General features: G+C 61.6%; 13 protein-coding genes and 1 pseudogene. 7 read left to right on the top strand and 7 right to left on the bottom strand.

Annotated elements, in window-relative coordinates; translation table 11 throughout:
• Window positions 1-39: 39 nt before the first annotated feature.
• Entirely contained in the window at window positions 40-1,212 is a 1,173-nt protein-coding gene (locus FX982_RS14465; protein ID WP_172611353.1) for an XdhC family protein, read from the bottom strand.
• A gap of 459 nt (window positions 1,213-1,671) precedes the next feature.
• Between FX982_RS14465 and egtB the strand changes: the two genes are divergently transcribed.
• From egtB to FX982_RS14450, 3 genes are all read left to right on the top strand, one after another.
• Complete coding sequence (gene egtB / locus FX982_RS14460) at window positions 1,672-3,819, top strand: ergothioneine biosynthesis protein EgtB (RefSeq protein ID WP_172611351.1); 2,148 nt, start codon at window positions 1,672-1,674, stop codon at window positions 3,817-3,819.
• 168 nt (window positions 3,820-3,987) lie between these two features.
• On the top strand, window positions 3,988-5,085 hold the full coding sequence (locus FX982_RS14455) for an enoyl-CoA hydratase/isomerase family protein (protein ID WP_172611349.1): 1,098 nt from the start codon (window positions 3,988-3,990) through the stop codon (window positions 5,083-5,085).
• Between the two features lie 3 nt (window positions 5,086-5,088).
• On the top strand, window positions 5,089-6,240 hold the full coding sequence (locus FX982_RS14450; protein ID WP_172611347.1) for an acyl-CoA dehydrogenase family protein: 1,152 nt from the start codon (window positions 5,089-5,091) through the stop codon (window positions 6,238-6,240).
• An 81-nt stretch (window positions 6,241-6,321) separates the two neighbouring features.
• Here the strand turns inward: FX982_RS14450 and FX982_RS14445 are convergent, their stop codons facing one another.
• Both FX982_RS14445 and FX982_RS14440 read right to left on the bottom strand, forming a co-directional pair.
• Entirely contained in the window at window positions 6,322-11,619 is a 5,298-nt protein-coding gene (locus FX982_RS14445) for a dermonecrotic toxin domain-containing protein (RefSeq protein ID WP_172611345.1), read from the bottom strand.
• Between the two features lie 226 nt (window positions 11,620-11,845).
• Window positions 11,846-12,409, bottom strand: a complete 564-nt coding sequence (locus FX982_RS14440) for an NADPH-dependent FMN reductase (RefSeq protein WP_172611344.1) — start codon at window positions 12,407-12,409, stop codon at window positions 11,846-11,848.
• A gap of 338 nt (window positions 12,410-12,747) precedes the next feature.
• On the opposite strand from FX982_RS14440, the gene FX982_RS14435 reads away from it, so the two are divergent.
• The gene (locus FX982_RS14435; RefSeq protein ID WP_172611342.1) at window positions 12,748-12,960 is read left to right on the top strand and encodes a hypothetical protein; all 213 of its coding nucleotides are present in this window, start codon (window positions 12,748-12,750) and stop codon (window positions 12,958-12,960) included.
• A 62-nt stretch (window positions 12,961-13,022) separates the two neighbouring features.
• On the opposite strand, the gene FX982_RS14430 is transcribed toward FX982_RS14435, so the two are convergent.
• The 4 genes from FX982_RS14430 to FX982_RS14415 all read right to left on the bottom strand — a co-directional run bounded on the left by FX982_RS14430 (window position 13,023) and on the right by FX982_RS14415 (window position 16,022).
• Entirely contained in the window at window positions 13,023-13,610 is a 588-nt protein-coding gene (locus FX982_RS14430; RefSeq protein ID WP_438826280.1) for a GNAT family N-acetyltransferase, read from the bottom strand.
• Window positions 13,611-13,804: 194 nt separating this feature from the next.
• Complete coding sequence (gene dnaQ, locus FX982_RS14425) at window positions 13,805-14,557, bottom strand: DNA polymerase III subunit epsilon (protein WP_172613058.1); 753 nt, start codon at window positions 14,555-14,557, stop codon at window positions 13,805-13,807.
• Window positions 14,558-14,765: 208 nt separating this feature from the next.
• Window positions 14,766-15,218, bottom strand: coding sequence for a ribonuclease HI (gene rnhA / locus FX982_RS14420; protein ID WP_172611340.1), 453 nt, complete (start codon window positions 15,216-15,218; stop codon window positions 14,766-14,768).
• A 45-nt stretch (window positions 15,219-15,263) separates the two neighbouring features.
• Window positions 15,264-16,022 carry a class I SAM-dependent methyltransferase gene (locus FX982_RS14415; protein WP_065986459.1) on the bottom strand — a complete coding sequence of 253 codons (759 nt, stop codon included), beginning with the start codon at window positions 16,020-16,022 and terminating at the stop codon, window positions 15,264-15,266.
• Between the two features lie 99 nt (window positions 16,023-16,121).
• Between FX982_RS14415 and gloB the strand changes: the two genes are divergently transcribed.
• The 3 genes and pseudogenes from gloB to FX982_RS14405 all read left to right on the top strand — a co-directional run bounded on the left by gloB (window position 16,122) and on the right by FX982_RS14405 (window position 18,614).
• Entirely contained in the window at window positions 16,122-16,901 is a 780-nt protein-coding gene (gene gloB / locus FX982_RS14410; protein ID WP_172611338.1) for a hydroxyacylglutathione hydrolase, read from the top strand.
• Between the two features lie 99 nt (window positions 16,902-17,000).
• Window positions 17,001-17,112 (top strand): annotated as a pseudogene (locus FX982_RS24810) (lytic transglycosylase domain-containing protein); the annotation flags it as partial.
• Window positions 17,113-17,177: 65 nt separating this feature from the next.
• Window positions 17,178-18,614 (top strand): LysM peptidoglycan-binding domain-containing protein, encoded by a 1,437-nt coding sequence (locus FX982_RS14405; protein ID WP_438826327.1) that lies wholly within the window; start codon window positions 17,178-17,180, stop codon window positions 18,612-18,614.
• Window positions 18,615-18,675 lie beyond the last annotated feature (61 nt).

Genomic DNA, 18,675 nt, shown 5'->3' with positions numbered 1-18,675 from the left:
GAGGGAGGCCATTCCTGCAAGAATGGTTCCCCTTTAAAACTAGCTGATCATTCTCAGTTCCCGCGCCTGCTCCAACGTCACATCCACCGCATGAATGCTTGCCTGTCGATGCTTGAGCATCCCGCCGCTGCGGCGGTTGAACACCGCGTTGATCTCCGCCAGGATCGACAAGGCCACGCTGTGCGGCGCATCGCCGCCCAAGTCGAGGCCGACCGGGTAATGCAGGCTGGCCTGAGCAGCGGCTTCACGGGCCTGATCCGGCAGCTCGTCGAGTAAGCGCTCGGTACGGCTGCGTGGTCCAAGCTGGCCAATGTAGCGTGGCGTCGATTGCAGAACCTGCCCCAGCCAGTGGCGGTCCTGGCTCAGGCTGTGGGTCATCACCACCACGGCGGCATCGGCGACCATCGCATGGAGTTCGGGCATCGGTTGCAGGGGCGCTGAAAGCACCTGATCAGCATCCGGAAAACGTTGGGGCCGGGCGAAATGCGAGCGCGCATCGATCACCGTGATGTGCCAGCCCTGCAACCGCGCCATGCTGACCAGCGGCATGGCGTCATGTCCGGCACCGAAGACCACCAGCCGACGCGGCGCTGCGATGTACTCCAGCAGCACTTCAACGGCGCCGTCCGCGCTGTCGTAGGTACGGGTGGCCGAGCGGCGGGCATCGAGCACCGTTTTCAGGTCCTCGGCCACCGCCGTCGCCAGCCAGCGTTCGCGCATTTCAATCTGCACCCGCCCGGATGAACGAATCGCCACCCGTTCACCCAGCGCGGTGTGACGTTCGCTTTGTGTGCCGATCACCGTCGCCAGCGCAGCGCCAGTGCCGCTGGCCTTGACCTCACGCAGCACGTCGACCACCAGACTCGCCGCGTGAGGATCTATCCGTTCGAAGAGGATGTGCACCGTGCCGTTGCAACCCAGCCCGAAGCTGAGCTCGGCGTCTTCGAGCTCGTCGTCGTCCTCGCCCGTGCTGTATGTGCGCATGGACGGCTTGCCATTGGCCGTCAGCCACCAGGCCTTTTTGCTGACGTCGCTTTCCAGGCAACCGCCGCTGACGGTGCCGGTCGACTCGCCCAGCGGCGCGATGATCATCCGCGCACCCGGGCGTCGGTAAGCCGAACCCTCGACCTTGACCACCGTGGCGATCACCACTTCCTGCTGCCCGGTCTGCGCCTCATCAAGCGCCTCCAGCAGACTGGATAGATCATTCATGTGCGTCCCCAAAAACCGGTTCATTCATCTGGCGTGATTCGTTTGTCACCTGACACATAGCCTGAAAAGCCACTGCCGTCTGTGACGCAAGTGCTGTTGTGCAGACTGCGAGTCGCCGCGCAGGTTCAGGTTTTGCCCACGAAACACGCGTCGTGCGCAGCGCACTTGCAGCGATTGGCCAGCAGGTTACCGCAGACGGCGCGCGGGTTGGCCATCGGTCACCAACCGAGCAAATCAGCCCGCGGCGGGACTACACTCGAAGCTTGCCGTCAAATCCATGCAAAACGCTGATAATCCAGGGCATCAACGTACTCGTGGACAAGGGCCATCCTTCGTTTGGATATTTCGGTTGAACATTCCGACCGACCCGAGTCTCAAACCCTGAATCGCCGTACCGCCTGGCTGCGTGGAATCAGTCCACCGGGTCCACCGGGCATCGGCTACGCCGGAGAGCACCTGATGACGCGCCAATTACGCCAGCTTCGCGAAACATCCTCCACTCACACCCTGTGCCAGCGCTTTCAGAGCGTGCGCGACCGTACCGAATTTCTGGTCGAACCGCTGAGCGCCGAGGACATGGTGGTGCAGTCGATGCCGGACGCCAGCCCGGCCAAGTGGCACATGGCGCACACCACGTGGTTCTTCGAGACATTCCTGCTGATCCCGAACCTGTCGGCCTACGAGCCCTTCGATCCGACATTCGGCTACCTGTTCAACTCCTATTACGAAGCCGTCGGCCCGCGCCACCCGCGTCCGCAACGCGGCCTGATGACCCGGCCGAGCGTGGATCAGGTCCTGGCTTACCGCAGGCACGTCGACGAAAACATGACCACGCTGCTGATGACGCCGCTGAGCGACGAAATGACCAGCCTGATCGAACTCGGCCTCGCCCACGAAGAGCAGCATCAGGAACTGCTGCTGATGGACATTCTCCATCTGTTCAGCCTGTCGTCGCTGAAACCGGCCTATAGCCCACGCTGGCCGAAGGACCTGTCCGGACGCCGCGGTCATTTCAAGCCGCTGAGCGCCGGATTGACCGAGATCGGCCACGACGGCGACGGCTTTTCGTTTGACAACGAAGGCCCACGCCACACCACCTACCTGCAGTCCTTCGAGATCAGCGACCGGCTGGTGACCAATGGGGAATGGCTGAGCTTTATTGCCGACGGCGGCTATCACACCGCTGCGTTGTGGCTGTCCGAAGGCTGGACGCTGGTGCAGGAACACGGCTGGAATTCACCGATGTACTGGCAGCACGACGAGAACGGCTGGAAGCGCATGAGCCTGCGCGGTCTTGAGTCGATCGACCCGTCAGCGCCGGTCACCCACATCAGTTATTACGAAGCCGCCGCATTTGCACTGTGGGCCGATGCGCGCCTGCCCACCGAAGCCGAATGGGAAGCCGCTGCCCGCGCCGGTCTGCTGGAGCAAGTGGACGACGTCGCCTGGCAGTGGACCCAAAGCGCCTACAGCGCCTACCCCGGTTTCAAGCCGTCGGTGGGCGCCGTCGGCGAGTACAACGGCAAGTTCATGGTTAATCAGATGGTCCTGCGCGGCGGTGCCAGCATCACGTCGCCCGATCACTGCCGACTGACCTATCGCAACTTCTTCCACGCCGACAAGCGCTGGATGGTTTCGGGCCTGCGCCTGGCCCGTGACAGCCGTCAGCCCGGCGTGGTTGACCCGAACGACAGCGAGTTTGCCCGCGACGTCGTGGCCGGTCTCGGCGCCCCGGAGAAAACCCTGTCGCCCAAGTATTTCTACGACGCAGCGGGTTCCGACCTGTTCGAAGCCATCTGCGAAACGCCTGAGTACTACCCCACCCGCGCTGAAACCGGGCTGCTGAAAAGCATCGCCGGGCAGATCGCCGCGACCATCCCACACGGCGCAGCGCTGGTGGAATTCGGCAGCGGCGCCAGTGAGAAGACGCGCCTGGTGCTCGATGCCGCGCCGCACATCGCCGTGTACGTGCCGATCGACATAAGTGCAACCGCGCTGAACAAGGCCGCACGGTCATTGCGCCAGCGCTACCCTTCACTGATCGTGGCGCCGCAAGTGGACGATTTCACCCGGGTGCTTACGCTGCCTGAAGAGGCCAACGGCCACACCCGTGTGGGTTTCTTTCCGGGTTCCACCATCGGCAACTTCAGCCACGAGCAGGCCGTGGATTTCCTCCACAGCGCTCACGACGTGCTGGGCGAAAATGCCCATTTCATTGTAGGGGTCGACCTGGTCAAGGATGAGCAGACGCTGGTGGCCGCGTACGACGATGCCGAAGGGGTGACCGCGCAGTTCAACAAGAACCTGCTGACCCGCATCAATCGCGAGCTGCACGCCGACTTCGACGTTTCCGCCTTTGATCACCTGGCTGTCTGGAACGCCGATCAAGCCTGCATGGAAATGCACCTGGTCAGCCGCAAACAGCAGAGCGTCACCGTCGCCGGCCACACCTTCCGTTTCGCTGCCGGCGAACGGCTGCACACCGAGAACTCCCACAAGTTTACCGTCGAGTCGTTCACTGAACTGGCGGCCCGTGCAGGGTGGACCGTCAGCGAATGCTGGATCAGCGAAGCGCCGGAAATGGCGCTGTTCAGTTTGCAGGCTTGATGGAGATTACTGTTCTCCCACGATTGCGGTCGGTTGATGCTTAGACATTCTCACAGGATTCTCCAGTGTCATTTGCAAAATGGCGCTGGTAGCATCCGTTAGCACCCTCACGGATCCCGGCGGTTCAGCCGGGGATTGAGCACAACAATAATCAACAGGGAGTCAGCGATGACGGCTCAGGTCTTACCTGCCGAATACGCGGGCCAGCAATCAGCCTGCGTGAGCGTTCTGTCCGACGTTCGCAATCACATTGGTCACCTCACCCTCAACCGCCCCCAGGGCCTCAACGCCATCGACCTGCACATGGTCCGGCAGCTGCAGTTTCAGCTGGACGCCTGGGCGAAGGATGACGACGTCTACGCCGTGGTCCTGCGCGGCGTCGGCGAAAAGGCGTTCTGCGCCGGCGGCGACATCCGCTCGCTGTACGACAGCTTCCACGCCGGTCGAACCGAGCACCTGGACTTCTTGGTCGAAGAATACGCGTTGGACCTCACGCTGCATCGTTACCGCAAACCCGTCGTCGCCCTGATGGACGGCTTCGTGCTGGGCGGCGGCATGGGGCTGGCGCAAGGCGCAGACCTGCGCGTCGTCACTGAACGTAGCCGTCTGGCGATGCCGGAAGTGGCGATCGGTTATTTCCCTGACGTCGGCGGCAGCTACTTTCTGTCCCGGGTCCCCGGCGAGCTGGGAATCTATCTGGGCGTCACCGGTGTGCAGATCCAGGCTGCCGACGCGCTGTATTGCGGTCTGGCGAACTGGTACCTCGACGGCGAACGCCTCGATGACCTCGATCTGCAGCTGGACAACCTGAAGTGGAGCCTGACCCCGCTCAAGGACTTGCAGGGCGCGCTGGCGAAACTCGGCGTGCAGCATCTGCCCGCCCCGCCGCTGGCCCGGTTGCGGCCAGCCATCGATCACTTCTTCGCCCTGCCAGACGTCCCGAGCATCATCGAGCAACTGCTGGAAGTGAGTGTCTTCGACACCCATGCCTGGGCCATCGACACCGCTCACCTGATGCAAACCCGCTCCCCGCTGGCCATGGCAGTGACCCTGGAGCTGCTGCGCCGCGGCCGGCACTTGCCGCTGGAGCGCTGTTTCGCCCTGGAGCTGCACCTGGACCGCCAGTGGTTTGAACGCGGTGACCTGATCGAAGGCGTTCGTGCCTTGATCGTCGACAAAGACAAGAAACCGCAATGGAGCCCTTCCAGCGTGCAGGCCCTGGACGCCGAGCACGTGGCAAGCTTCTTCAGCGGTCATGAGGGGTGACCTATGCAAGATCTTGAACTGACCGAAGAACAAGTGATGATCCGCGACATGGCGCGAGACTTCGCGCGCAACGAAATCGCGCCCCATGCTCAAGCCTGGGAAAAAGCCGGCTGGATCGACGACGGGCTGGTGGCCAAGATGGGCGAACTGGGCCTGCTTGGCATGATCGTTCCGGACGCATGGGGCGGCAGCTACATCGACTACGTCGCCTACGCGCTGGCGGTAGAAGAGATCTCCGCCGCCGACGGCGCCACCGGCACACTGATGAGCGTGCACAGCTCAGTGGGATGCGGGCCAGTGCTCAACTACGGCAGCGACACGCAGAAACAACAGTGGCTTGAAAAACTCGCCAGCGGCCAAGCCATCGGTTGCTTCTGCCTGACCGAACCCCAGGCCGGCTCCGAAGCTCACAACCTGCGCACCCGCGCGGAGCTGAAAGACGGCGAATGGGTGCTCAATGGCGCCAAGCAGTTCGTCAGCAATGGCAAGCGCGCGCAGTTGGCGATCGTCTTCGCCGTCACCGACCCGGAGCTGGGCAAGCGCGGCTTGTCGGCGTTTCTGGTGCCCACCGACAATCCCGGCTACAGCGTCGACCGCATGGAACACAAAATGGGTATCCGCGCCTCCGACACCTGCGCGGTGACCCTGAACGACTGCCGGATTCCGGCGGAGAACCTGTTGGGTGAACGGGGCAAGGGGCTTTCGATTGCCCTTTCGAACCTGGAAGGCGGGCGCATCGGCATTGCCGCCCAGGCCCTGGGCATCGCTCGCGCCGCATTCGACGCCGCGCTGGGGTACGCCCGCGAGCGGGTGCAGTTCGACAAGCCGATCATCGAACACCAGAGCGTCGCCAATCTGCTGGCCGACATGCACACCCGCATCAACGCCTCGCGGTTGCTGGTCCTGCACGCTGCACGCCTGAGAACGGCGGGCAAACCCTGCCTGTCGGAAGCGTCCCAGGCGAAGCTGTTCGCCTCCGAAATGGCCGAGTGGGTCTGCTCCAAGGCCGTGCAGATTCATGGTGGCTACGGCTATCTGGAAGATTACCCGGTGGAGAAATACTACCGGGACGCGCGGATCACTCAGATCTACGAGGGCTCTAGCGAAATCCAGCGTTTGCTGATCGCCCGCGAGCTGCGGCACTACGCGCTGTAAGGGTCAGCCGGTTCGCCGGCACGCCCTCGCCTGCTCACCACCCAACGAACGCCGAGCCCCTCAACGCTCGGCGTTTGTCACTCAGCGGCCGCCCGGCGAAGAGGCTGGCACGACAAAGCTGCGACGCCCCAGGCGCAAAATCAGCAGGGTCACCGAGTCGGCATTGGCCAGGAGAATCCGACTGCGTTTGCGTGCATCGCTGAGAAACGCCTCACGGGCTTCATCCATGGTTTTGCTGCGAGTAAGCTTCAGGATTGCATCATGCTCGAAGCCCTCCTCCTCATCAAAATCACGCCACTCGCCCTCCTTCAAATGCAGAAACAGCTCATTGCGCGTGCTCAGATGGGACAAGCCATAGGTTTGCAGGCGCTCGATGTCCGCCTTCAGCTTGATGTTGTTGGCGTTGTTCTCTAGTAGCAGGTCGGGATACGGCGCCGTAGTCTCCAGATAGGCGATGTCGTGAGTATCGAGCACCAGGTGCGAGAGTTCGTGGATCAACGTGGCGGCACGGTAATGGGCAGGGCAATCGAAGCCCTGGGCGGCCGCCTCGGATGTGAGCGGGAACGGCGGTGCATCGAAATAGCGATCGGTCAGAAACACGCGCTTTTTCGGGTCCCGCTTGATGACGAAGCCCATGGTCCCTGAATGGCCTGCTCGACTGGTACCCACCACAAACCGCGGTGATGAATACGGCGACAGCGACGCATCCATGACCTCATCGAACAGCGCCTTGATCGCGCGCTCGGTCTCGACCAATAGCTCGGGATCGGGCTGACTGACGCCAAAAAAGTCACCGATGATTTGCGTGACACGCGGGTGCAGCGGAGCGCCGGGTTCATGCACGTTCAGGTTATCCAACGCGTTTTCAAGGTAGCGTTTGGCCTGCAGGTGAGCCTCGCCGATATGCTGCGCGCGTTCGCGAAAGAACTGGCGTATCTCCGGCATGCCAGTGGCTTCGATGAGCAAGACGTCATCGGCGCTGACGTCCGCAGCGTGTGTACGCAACTTGGTCATTGCCCCGCCGCCGCCCTTGAGACCGGACTCAATGTCCAGCTGCCAGCGTTGCTTGTCATCCAGCCTGATGAGCGGGCCGGAGGTCCGGTCCGCGCCAATGATCATCCATCTGCCGTTATTGGCCTCGCGTCGCACTTCATATACCCGTCCGGCGACGGCTGCATAAGCCCTTCCGTTGGTCGGGTCCATGAACAGACTCAGCAATTCATCGCGACGCAGATTTTTGAGCGAGATGTTCCGGGCTTCCAGCGCCTGCAGGCGTTTTAGCTGCTCGGCGGTGAGTGTGACCCCACCCCAGGAAAAGTCCGAGGGCGTCAAGTCATCGTCCGTTACCAGGTCGCCGCCGATCAACTCGTCCTTTTCGGCCTGCTCTCTGGCCGTCACCATCACGCCCAGCGCAGCAGAGAATTCGGAAATGGCCTCGCCCCAGTGACGCCCGGCCGCAGACGCCGCCGAAGCACGAAACAGCGTATGGCTCTGCCAGAACGCAACCATGGTGGCGAGCTTGCCGGGCACGATGCTCAGTGCCTGCTCCAAGCCCAGCGAAGCCAGGAATTTGCGGGACGACTGATCGGCCTCCTCGGTCGTGACCGTATCGGACGTGCCAATGTCCACCAGCAGGCTGACGGTGTCGGTGAACATGAACTGCAGCGAGTTGCCTTTTTCTTCATCCAGCGAAACCGTGATCGGCCCCGGGGTGTTAGTGGGCACATCCCCTGGCCCCTGGTAGAAGAAAGGCAGATGAGGCTCGACGAACCCGCCATGCGCATATCGCTTGCGCACCTCCGGGTCCAGTCGTTCGAGCACCAGTTGTTGCAGTGTCGTGTCGGTGCGCAGATCGGCCAGCAGGGCTGACAGGCTGGCGTATTCGCGGAAGACCAGATCAGGGTGGAACACGGCGTGCAAAATCACCGGGCCGCTGTCAGGATCCTCGGCGCAGATCAGATAAACGCCCTTGACGGGGTCGGGGGTCATGCCTTCATCGGCGACCAGTCGCAAGGCACTGATGATCGTACGCTCACCGTCGAAGGGTTCGCGGGCAATACCGTCGGGCATTTCAACCACCTGCGAGATGAATTCGCAGGCTCGGAAACTCAACTTCCCTTGCAGCTTATGCTGCATCGCCACGGCCTGCATCATCGGTGGAAGTTGGTTGACGAAGAGAGTGTTGCGCTTTTCCCAGTTGGCATCCGCCGGATTCAACGTCTGCCGCAGCAGTGTTCGGAACCCTGCGCCGACGTCCAGCCGACGGACAGTCCTGCGCACATAATCCGGCGTCATCAGGCGGCTGACATCGGGAAATTCGGTGGAGTGGATAGTCAACGCCGCCTCCGGAAAATCAACGAAGCGATTGATGGCGTAATCAGTCAGTGACTCGCTGTGCTCAAGTGTGGCGGCGGGAATCGCTGAAGGGATTTGCCCAACGCCGGGTGGCGCGGCGACGTAGCGACGCTGGGTGACGATAATCTGGTCGGGGTCCAGGTTGCGTCCGACGAAATCGCTGTTCATCTGATCAAGGAGTTTGGTGCGCGCGTATTCAGTAAGCGTCGGGACGCCAAAGAGAAAGTCCTCGCCCCCTTCGCTGGCAACAAAGAAACGACGCCATATCGCGTTATAGGCTCGAATGTCGCTGACCGATGCGGTCTTGAACCAGTCCGGCAACAGCTCTTCAAACAGCGTGTTGTCGATTCGGACCGCGAGCGCGTCAAGCATGTCGACCAGTTGCGTATCCAGTTCGGTGGCACGGGCGACGCCGCTAAAGAGCCCGGCTTCAAACCGACAACGCCGGGCACGGGCGCACAGTGCCTGGAGATTCTGTAACTGGCGGTTAAACACGCTCTGCTGTAACGCCTCGATTGCATGGCCGTCGCAACGACTGTAATCAACGCGAAGCTGCGCCTGCGGTTGTGTGCGCAGTTGGTTGCGCAGCAGCGCCCGGTCACGTTCCCCCAGCAGACCCAACCAACGCTCGCTGTGCACACTGCGCAGTCGACTGTCTATCTGGTCGACCAATGCCTGCGCGGAGGGGAAATGCTCCCAACCCAGCAGGCTGCTCCAGAACATCAAACCTGCACCGGTCTGCAGCGGCTGCCAGAGCACCATCGCATCACTGAGGGTGGCACAGGCCTCAGGTCCGTAGGCCAGCGAGAGCGAAAACACGTCAGTCATCGAAGGGCCCGATTCTGTCCTCTGCGCACGGACTGGCGCGTTGAGCACTTGCATGACCATGCGCGCCGGATCGCTTGTGACCAACTCCATTCGCTGCCTCAGCGCCAGGTCCAGCCGCAACGCGTCTTCCCTGAGCACCAGTGCCATGGCAACCGGTTGCAGCTGCCTGTCGCCCAGGCGCGCAAGGGCAACGCGTGACTGCTCAAACCGATCCAGGTAGCGTTCGACGAAGTCCTCGGCAATGCGCTTGAGCATGAAGTTGATCAGTTCGATATCAAGGTGCGCCCCGGCCGCTTGGGAAGTGACCAGCACCTGCGCCGTGTGTACGAGGGGATCAGGTCGGTGACCACTCACGCGCTCAAGCAACAACGCCACCAGATCCATTGACGTCGCGCGTAAGGATTCACTGATGGCGACAGAGGTCGGCTCGACGTCGGAGGCGGCAATTGGCAGCGATTCCAGCCAGCGCACCCGTACCTCACCCGCGCGCAGACCACGTGCCGAGGCCGCGCAGAGATAGCTCTGCAGTGCCTGCTCGGCGTAGCTGACCAGAACGTTGTCCAACTGGCGCAGATGCGCCGCGTTGGCATCGGATGCCTGAGTTCTTTCCAGCCAGGACGGGGGCGACGGCTGGAGCACGGGTGGCTGGGAAGGCCCGGAGGGCGAGGGTTCAAGGAGGGCGCTCTCAGGCTCCGGCGCAAGGGCCACCTGAACCAGATCGTCCGCGGCGCTGCTGCACCAGACGGCGGCGAAGTCCATGGGCTGATCGTGCCGCCAGCGCCCGGCAGTGAAATGGACCTGACGCGGATCGATCAGGTAACGCACGTCCAGCGCATCGTCATACATCGCCGACACCTTCACGGACTCAGCTGACAAACCTGTGACGTACTGCAGATTGCGCAGTTGAAGCGCAAGGATGGAATCCACCCGTTCGCGAAGCAATGGCCCGCCGATCGTATCCAGCGAAAGGGTCAAGGGACCTTCACGCAGCAACAATGGCTGGTCCACCAGCGCCAGCGTCGGGCGCAGCAGCTCGCGTCCTTCCGGGGTTGAGCAGAATGAACTCAGCGACATCAGGGTGGCGAACCGGCGCAGGCCATGCTCCGGCGTAAACCACAGCAGCGGCAGGTCGGCCGGACTGAAATCGAAAATTAGTGTGCCGGCCAGTTTTGTAACGGTCCCGTCAGCCAGGTGCAGCACAAGACGTCTGCAGCGCACTTGAGCGTCTGACGAGATATAGAGCGGCGCCGAGATGAGCAACGGCTTCAGCCTTTCGTACTCTTGCCGAGTGAGGTTGCCCTCGTGGCCGTACCGGTACAGCTCATGGCACAGGCTGGTGGCGTAGACCTGAATAGCCATGTCGCGGCAGGAACCGGTCGCGCGTTGCTGGCTCCAGTACTCGCGCAGCAGCGCGGCGAAGCGGTCGGGCAGCGCTGGAATCGTGTCGGCGAATGCCTGAGCGAATAGTTGGGCATCGCGATCGCTCACCACCCGCCCCTGCGCATCCAGAAATTGCTGTGTCACCCCCGCAGTCTGCTCGGCATGGCAAAACGCTTCAAACGCCGTTTGCGCCAGGGTTTGAGTCATCAGCACCAACTCTTCGTCAGCGCTAAAAGCAGGTTGCACCATGCGCATAAGGTGCTTCGCCGGATCAATGAGCTGATCAGGCAACAGCCGACGCAGTTGCAGGGCCAGAGTGGAAGTCACAGCGCCGACCAGGTCCGGCGTCAACTTCAGTTGTTCGGTGAACTGCCTCACCGACTGCGCCTGATACTCAACGATGGCCTGCATCTGCGCCTGAAAAATGTCCTCGTCGATTTTTTCGTACTCGAACGCCGCGGAGGGGTCGTTGTTTGCAAAACGCCCAAGCAGCGTTTCAAGCAACTGCTGGCGACCGTCAAAGGCCTCGACCCCGGACGCCAGGGTAAACAGAAAAATCCGTGGGTCGGGGGTCTGACCGTGGCTGAACATCAGCGCAGCGCTGAGCTCAAGCGACGTGGGCGGGCCGTCATTGAGCAACAGCCGATCGACCCTGACCGGATCGGAATCATCGGCAGCCATCGCGCCTGCTGCGCGTCTGAGCCAGGTTTGTTCGGATGAGCCGAGCACGCCGGCAGCGAAAGCGTGGTCGAGTTCGTCGAGAAAGCGCTGTCGCAGTGACGCGCTGTTGAAGTACGTGGTGGTAACGGTGGACATGACAGCTCCTTGAGCACAAGCGCCCACGGCTGGCGTTGGCCGGCTGTGGGCAGAAAGGCTGGGAGCGTAGGGAAGAAATCCACCGCGACTGCGGTACATAACGCTGTACACGGGAAGGAAAATTCAGGATTGACTGGCGAAGGCGCGGCGACGTCAGGCCATGAATGCGAAAGGCCCACACGTCGAGTGGCGTGCGGGCCTTTTGATCAGAAGACAGTCCAGCCAATCAGGCTTTCAACGTGCGCTCAACGTGGCCGGCGAACGCATCAATGATGTTCTGCAGGAACGGCCGGGTTTTCTCGCTCAGTTTGCCGTGCTCGTCAAAGAAGGTGCCGGCGTTGCCCAGATACGCTTCCGGCTGCTGCATGCACAGCACGTCGAGGAACACGAAGCACTGGCGCAGATGCTGATTGGCGCCGAAACCGCCGATCGCTCCAGGCGACGCACTGACCACCCCCGCCGGCTTTGCTTTGCCCCACGCGCTTTTGCCATAAGGGCGCGAGCCGACGTCGATGGCGTTCTTCAGCGCGCCCGGTACCGAGCGGTTGTATTCAGGGGTGACGAACAGAAAGCCGTCCGCGCCCTGCAAGGCTTCACGGAACGCGGTGTACGCGGCAGGCGGCGAATCGAGGTCGATGTCTTCGTTGTACAACGGCAGGTCGCCGATTTCGACGATGCTCAGCTTCAGGCTTGGCGGCGCCAGTTCGGCCAGTGCACGGGCCACTTTGCGGTTGATGGAGTCTTTCCTCAAGCTGCCGACGATGACTGCAATCGAATGAACCTGGCTCATGAAACGGACCTTCTGCTGTGGGAGGAAACAACAGTTATAGATGAAACAGGTGCGACATTCTGCGTTGTTTTTCCGTTGCTGATCATCGAAAGGTTCGATCCTGAAGCGTTGGCCTTCAGCGCGTTCATCGACAGGGCCCTCGATCCCGGCGCTACCGTTGGTCGCGACTATTTTTTACGCGGCGAAAACTACCTCTTGAAACGGCGGTCTGACTGCCTTAGGCGAATAAGGTCCCTGTAGAAATTTAGGAATTACCTTACAAGCGGCCACGGTTTATTCACTCGCGGTGTTAGGATGCGAGCGAAAACGAGCAGTTATTTCCAGAGGTTACAAAGCAAATGGCTTCAGTTCTAGTTGGGCAATTTCATGCGAGGGATGCGGAGGGTCGCGTTTACTCGGTGCATGAATTCCGTGAATCACAGCCTGACGAGGTTGATGGCAAGGAGCCCGTTTCCACCTATCGCCTGGCCATTGGCGACCGCGTCAAACATTTGGGCGGAGAGGAATTCGAGTTGATTCAGGGCAAGGTCAAGCTCATACGAGAGCATTGAAACACCCTGCAAGCCCGCCTCTCTCCCCACAGGCCGCGCAACTCGCGCGGCCACGAGTCCGGTTAGAGGGGCTTGCCACAGTGATCGACGCCCGGCACGTCGAACAGCAGGTACCAGAAAATAGCCGTTTCCTGCGTCGCCGGATCTATCGCGCGATAACGCAGATGATCCACCCCGCCGACCACAAATCCGTAGCGCTCATATAGCCGGCACGCCTCCAGATTATTGTTCTGGGTTTCCAGGGTGATGCCCGGCAGACCGCGCTTGCGGCTCCAGAACTGAGCCACGTCCAGCAGCTTTCGCGCCACGCCATTGCGCCGCGCCCCAGTGTCCACTGCCAGCTCATCGATATGGGCGAAGCCATTCCAGTGCTGACTGACCACCACATGCCCCACAGGCTGTTCGTCAAGCCAGGCCACCAGCACAGTGCTGTCGGCGGCGTCCCGATAATCGCAGAACTCTTCTGAATCGATGCCGTAGTTTTTCAGGTAAGGCTCGACCGCATCGACGTGCCAGTGCGCTACTGGCTCGCCGATCTGCACCCGTGCGTAACCGGTGACGGTGAAGGTGAATTCGCTGTTGAGGATGTAGTCTTCGAAGCACTCGTCAGCAACACGAATGCTGAACGTCGGGCTGGACGTGTTCACCATGGGCCTCTCTCATCGAACAACCGCAGATGTATTTGCCGACTGATGACTTGTGGCAGCTAGCTTGCTCGCGAAGAGGCCCTCACATCCGGTACATCCGTAGCGCCTGGAATACCGTCTTCGTGAACAAGGTGGAGCGCCACCTCGGTCACCCCCACACTTGCTGTGTTTGCTCCGAGAGTGCGCGGCGTTCATCGTCAGGCTTCGGCCTGGGCTTGATGCTGGGCTTCGAGCAACTGGGTCCACAGCGCCGGGGCACCGGCGGATTTGGCGATAACAGCCAGGCGCGCCTCGTGCTCCGCCAACTCTGACTCGCTGGCGATGATGATGCGGCCCGGCGTGCGATTGGCGATCCGTCGGATCTCGGAAGGACGGTCGGCGCCGCCCTCACCGTCGTTGTTGCCGGCCAGCGACAGGGTCGTCTGGCCACCGGTCATCGCCAGATAGACTTCGGCGAGAATCTCGGAGTCGAGCAAGGCGCCGTGCAGCTCGCGGCCAGAGTTGTCGACGTCGTAGCGTTTGCACAGCGCATCGAGGCTGTTGCGCTGGCCCGGGTGACGTTCGCGGGCCATCGCCAGGGTGTCGAGGATCGTGCAGTAATTGCTCAGGTTGGCGCGATCGTGCTGGCCGATCAGGGCGAATTCGTTGTTCAGAAAGCCAACGTCGAACGCCGCGTTGTGGATGATCAGCTGAGCGCCTTTGACGAACTCGAAGAATTCGTCGGCCACTTCAGCGAAACGCGGCTTGCCGATCAGGAACTGGTCGGTGATGCCGTGAACGCCAATGGCGCCCTCGTCACTCTCCCGGTCCGGTTGCAGGTAAACGTGGAAATGCCGCCCGGTCAGACGTCGGCCAATCAGCTCGACGCAGCCGATTTCGATAACCCGGTGGCCGTCGGTGACGGGCATACCGGTGGTCTCGGTATCGAGGACAACCCTTCGTTCAGTGATGATGTTTTGTACAGTCATTGCCTACCGCCTCAGCTTCAGGCGCGGATATTAGCATGGGGGTTTTGGGATGTGCGCTCCCCTCGGGCGACGGACACCACTGTAGTAGCGACCATAATCTTCAGCGCACGCAAAAATCTGTGGAAGCGCATTCACTGCCGTACAACGCGGCGTTCGATCGACAGAGATCTCCTGCAATACTCAATGCAAGCTAGGCGTGCTTGATACCGCGCACTTCATCCACGCCGCGGTTCGCCAACTGGTCGGCGCGTTCGTTGCCCGGGTGGCCAATGTGCCCGCGCACCCACTTCCAGCTCACGTTGTGCCGACTGACCTGCTCGTCCAGCTGTTTCCACAGATCGGCGTTTTTCACCGGTTCCTTCGCTGCGGTCTTCCAGCCGCGTTTCTTCCAGTTGGTCATCCACTCGGTGATGCCTTTCATCACGTACTGCGAGTCGGTCACCAGGATCACTTCACACGGCCGCTTCAGCTCCTCCAGTCCGCGAATGGCGCCGAGCAGCTCCATGCGGTTGTTGGTGGTGTTGGCTTCACCGCCCCAGAGTTCTTTCTCGACGCCTTTGCACACCAGCAGCGCGCCCCAGCCACCGGGCCCCGGGTTGCCCTTGCAGGCGCCATCGGTGAAGAGTTCTACGGTATCGCTCATTACGATGTTTCCAGAAATTGAGAAAGCGTGGCGCCCGCCGATGGATCAAGGCTCGGGCGTGCGCCGATTGACCTTGGCCATCGGCAGCGGCAGCAATTTGCCCATCGGCTCGCGGCGCGGCATGCGCACAGGTCGCAGCCCTACGCTCATTTTGCGTGCGATCAATAGATAGAAGCCGCCGCCGGGACTTTGCCAGCCATCGCCGAGACGTTCGAGTCCGGCCAGACGGGCCTGCCACTTGGGCGAAGCAAGCGGCGGACGATAGCACCCGAAGCGGCGTTTCTCCAGCGCGAAGCCCAGCAGGTTGAGCCAGTCACCAACCCGCGAAGGCGAGATGCAACGCGCCCTGCGCAGGGCGTCGTTGGCGAAAAAATGACGAATGCCCCAAGTGCTCCAGGGGTTGATGCCGACGATCACCAGGTGCCCGCCGGGCCGCACGCTGCTGGCGGCTTCGCGCAACAGGCCGTGGGGCGACAGGCAGAAATCCAGGCCATGCTGCATGACCACCACATCGGCGGCGTGCTCGCTCAACGGCCAGGCCTGCTCTTCGCAGACAATCTCGACACCCGGCAACGGTGCGCCGAGCCGTACGTTGCGCTGCACCTGCTTTGCGGCCGGCGGGGTTTGCGCGGACGGACCGTAATGCACCAGATAGCCGCCGAAAAAACGCTCGAGCTCTTGCTCCAGCACGCGGCTTTCTTCTTCCAGCAACAACTGCCCCAGGGGCCCGGACAGCCAGTCGCGGGCGGCGCTGATCAGCTCAAGCCACTCGGGATCGGCCTGGGCGAACGCTTCATCGGTCATTTCCGGTCTCCATGAGAAGGTCATTGCGATAGAGACTCGCCTCGAGTCAGTTCAGACCCTAAGATGCTTCTCTATGTTTCCAGCCAAGCGAACCGCGCCATGATACAGGTCGATGCCCTGCCCGCTTTCAGCGATAACTACATCTGGTTGTTACAAGACAATGCCGCCAAGTGCTGCGCCGTGGTTGACCCGGGCGACGCCGCTCCGGTCATTGCCTGGCTTGAGCGCAACCCGGACTGGCGCCTGACCGACATACTCATCACTCACCACCACGCCGACCACACCGGCGGCGTCGCGCAACTCAAAACGCTCACCGGCGCCAAGGTGTACGGCCCGGCCAACGAGAACATTCCGGCGCGGGACGTGGCCCTGTCCGACAACGATCAGCTCACCGTACTCGGCCTGACATGTGTCGTCCATGCGGTTCCCGGCCACACCCTGGGCCACATCGCCTTTTACCATGCCGACGCAGAACAGCCGCTGCTGTTCTGCGGCGACACACTGTTCGCCGCCGGTTGCGGCCGCTTGTTCGAAGGCACCCCGCAGCAGATGCACCATTCCCTCAGCCGACTCGCCGAGCTGCCCGACAGCACCCTCGTCTACTGCGCCCACGAATACACCCTGAGCAATCTGCGCTTTGCTGTCGCGGTCGAGCCGGACAACGCCGACGTGCTGCAACGTTTCGAGCAAGTAACGCAATGGCGTGCGCAAAATCGCATCAGCGTGCCGTCGACACTGGCACTGGAGCGCAAAACCAATCCGTTTCTGCGCGCCGCCGTCATCTCCGTGAAACAAAAAGCAGACGAACGGAGCGGAACCCTCAACGTAACGCCCACAGAGGTCTTTGCCGTGCTGCGGGCATGGAAAGATAAGTTCTAAACGGGCTGCGAATCAGCACGGAAATTCTGAAAGGTTGACCGTTCAGCAGCCACTTTCTAGAATCGCCCGACATTTTCGCCTGGAACTATCCCCCAGCCAATGTCGTCATCTATACGTAAAACCTTCAATTCCGACACATTGACTCGGTTGGCCCAGGCGATCGCGGTGGTCGCGAGCGCGACACTGGCAGGCTGCCAGAGCACCGGCAGCCTCGAATCCGGGCATGGCAGCAGCACGTCTCATCCCGTCGCCAGTACCAAGCCGAAACCTGTTTATATTGCGCGCAAACCTGTGCCGCTGGCCCCGCCCCACGATGTCTGGGAGCGAATGCGTCAGGGTTTCCAGCTGCAGGACGGCAACGACCAGAACCCACGTATCGATCAACAGCGTCTCTGGTACGCCAACAATCCGTCGTTCCTCGAAACGGCCGGTAACCGTGGCAGCCTGTACATGCACTACATCGTCGAGCGACTGGAAGAGCGCAATATGCCCCTCGAACTGGCGCTGCTGCCGGTGATCGAGAGCGCATACAACCCGATGGCCTTGTCACGCAGCGATGCGGCGGGGATCTGGCAGTTCATTCCATCCACCGGCCGCTACTTCAACCTGCGTCAGACCAATTTCTACGACGGCCGTCGGGACATCACGGCGTCCACCACGGCAGCGCTGGACTACCTGACCAAGCTGCACGACATGTTCAACGGCGACTGGCTGCTGGCCCTGGCGGCCTATAACGCCGGCGAAGGCACAGTCAGCCGCGCCATCGAGCGCAACGACAAGCTCAACCTGCCCACCGATTACTGGAACCTGCCGCTGCCACAGGAAACCCGCGACTACGTGCCCAAGCTGCTGGCGCTGTCCCAGGTGGTCATGTCGCCGGATGCTTACGGCGTCAACCTCAGCCCGATCGACAACAAGCCGTACTTTCAGGTGGTCGAGCTGAATCAGCGCATGGACCTGTCGAAGGTCGCCGCCATGGCGAACATCGATGAAGACGAGCTGGTGCAGCTCAACCCGGCGTTCAAGAAGCGCCTGACCATCGACGGCCCGCAACACCTGCTGGTGCCAACCTCGAAATCCCAGTTGCTGACCACCAACCTGTCGAACATGAAGCCTGAAGAGCTAGTCGACTGGCAGCAGTACCGCGTGCGTCCGGGCGACAGCCTGGCCAGCATCGCCAGCCGCTACAAGGTGTCGACCAGCACGCTCAAGGACATCAACAAGCTGTCCGGCAACCAGGTGAAACGCGGCCAGGCGCTGACGATTCCGGTACAACCGGGCATGCAATTTGCGATGCCAGTGTTCGAAGAAGTCGCCGAGGTGGACGAGAAGCCCGCGCGCACCCGCAGCTACAGGGTGAAGAAGGGCGACAACCTAGTGCAGATCGCGCGCATCAACAGGGTAGACGTCAAGGATTTGCAGCACTGGAACAAGCTGTCCGGCCAGAACCTTAAGGTCGGCCAGACGCTGGTCATGCAGGACAACAGCAAACTGGCGAAAGCCAGCTCCCGCGCCGTGGCCAAGGCCGACAACAGCGCCAGGGGCGAAGACGCCGGCAAGAAATCGATGCAGTACAAGATCCAGAAAGGCGATTCGATGTACCTCGTCGCCAAGCGCTTCAACGTCGAAATGCAGCACCTCAAGCGCTGGAACCCGCGCAGCGGCCAGGCCCTCAAGCCAGGGCAGACGTTGACGGTGTACCTGCCGCATTGATCTAACGCCCTCCGCGCCGTCGCTCCGTCCAGGAGCGTCGGCCTGACACCTCCGCCCCACC

This window comes from Pseudomonas graminis, assembly GCF_013201545.1.
Lineage (GTDB): Bacteria > Pseudomonadota > Gammaproteobacteria > Pseudomonadales > Pseudomonadaceae > Aquipseudomonas.
Note: the sequence above shows the minus strand (reverse complement) of the source record. Positions and strands in the feature narration are given on the sequence as shown.

Bases quoted from the DNA above. Each gene is read 5' to 3' on its own strand.
- FX982_RS14465 (WP_172611353.1), bottom strand. From the start codon at position 1,212: ATGAATGATCTATCCAGTCTGCTGGAGGCGCTTGATGAGGCGCAGACC.
- egtB (WP_172611351.1), top strand. From the start codon at position 1,672: ATGACGCGCCAATTACGCCAGCTTCGCGAAACATCCTCCACTCACACC.
- FX982_RS14455 (WP_172611349.1), top strand. From the start codon at position 3,988: ATGACGGCTCAGGTCTTACCTGCCGAATACGCGGGCCAGCAATCAGCC.
- FX982_RS14450 (WP_172611347.1), top strand. From the start codon at position 5,089: ATGCAAGATCTTGAACTGACCGAAGAACAAGTGATGATCCGCGACATG.
- FX982_RS14445 (WP_172611345.1), bottom strand. From the start codon at position 11,619: ATGTCCACCGTTACCACCACGTACTTCAACAGCGCGTCACTGCGACAG.
- FX982_RS14440 (WP_172611344.1), bottom strand. From the start codon at position 12,409: ATGAGCCAGGTTCATTCGATTGCAGTCATCGTCGGCAGCTTGAGGAAA.
- FX982_RS14435 (WP_172611342.1), top strand. From the start codon at position 12,748: ATGGCTTCAGTTCTAGTTGGGCAATTTCATGCGAGGGATGCGGAGGGT.
- FX982_RS14430 (WP_438826280.1), bottom strand. From the start codon at position 13,610: ATGGTGAACACGTCCAGCCCGACGTTCAGCATTCGTGTTGCTGACGAG.
- rnhA (WP_172611340.1), bottom strand. From the start codon at position 15,218: ATGAGCGATACCGTAGAACTCTTCACCGATGGCGCCTGCAAGGGCAAC.
- FX982_RS14415 (WP_065986459.1), bottom strand. From the start codon at position 16,022: ATGACCGATGAAGCGTTCGCCCAGGCCGATCCCGAGTGGCTTGAGCTG.
- gloB (WP_172611338.1), top strand. From the start codon at position 16,122: ATGATACAGGTCGATGCCCTGCCCGCTTTCAGCGATAACTACATCTGG.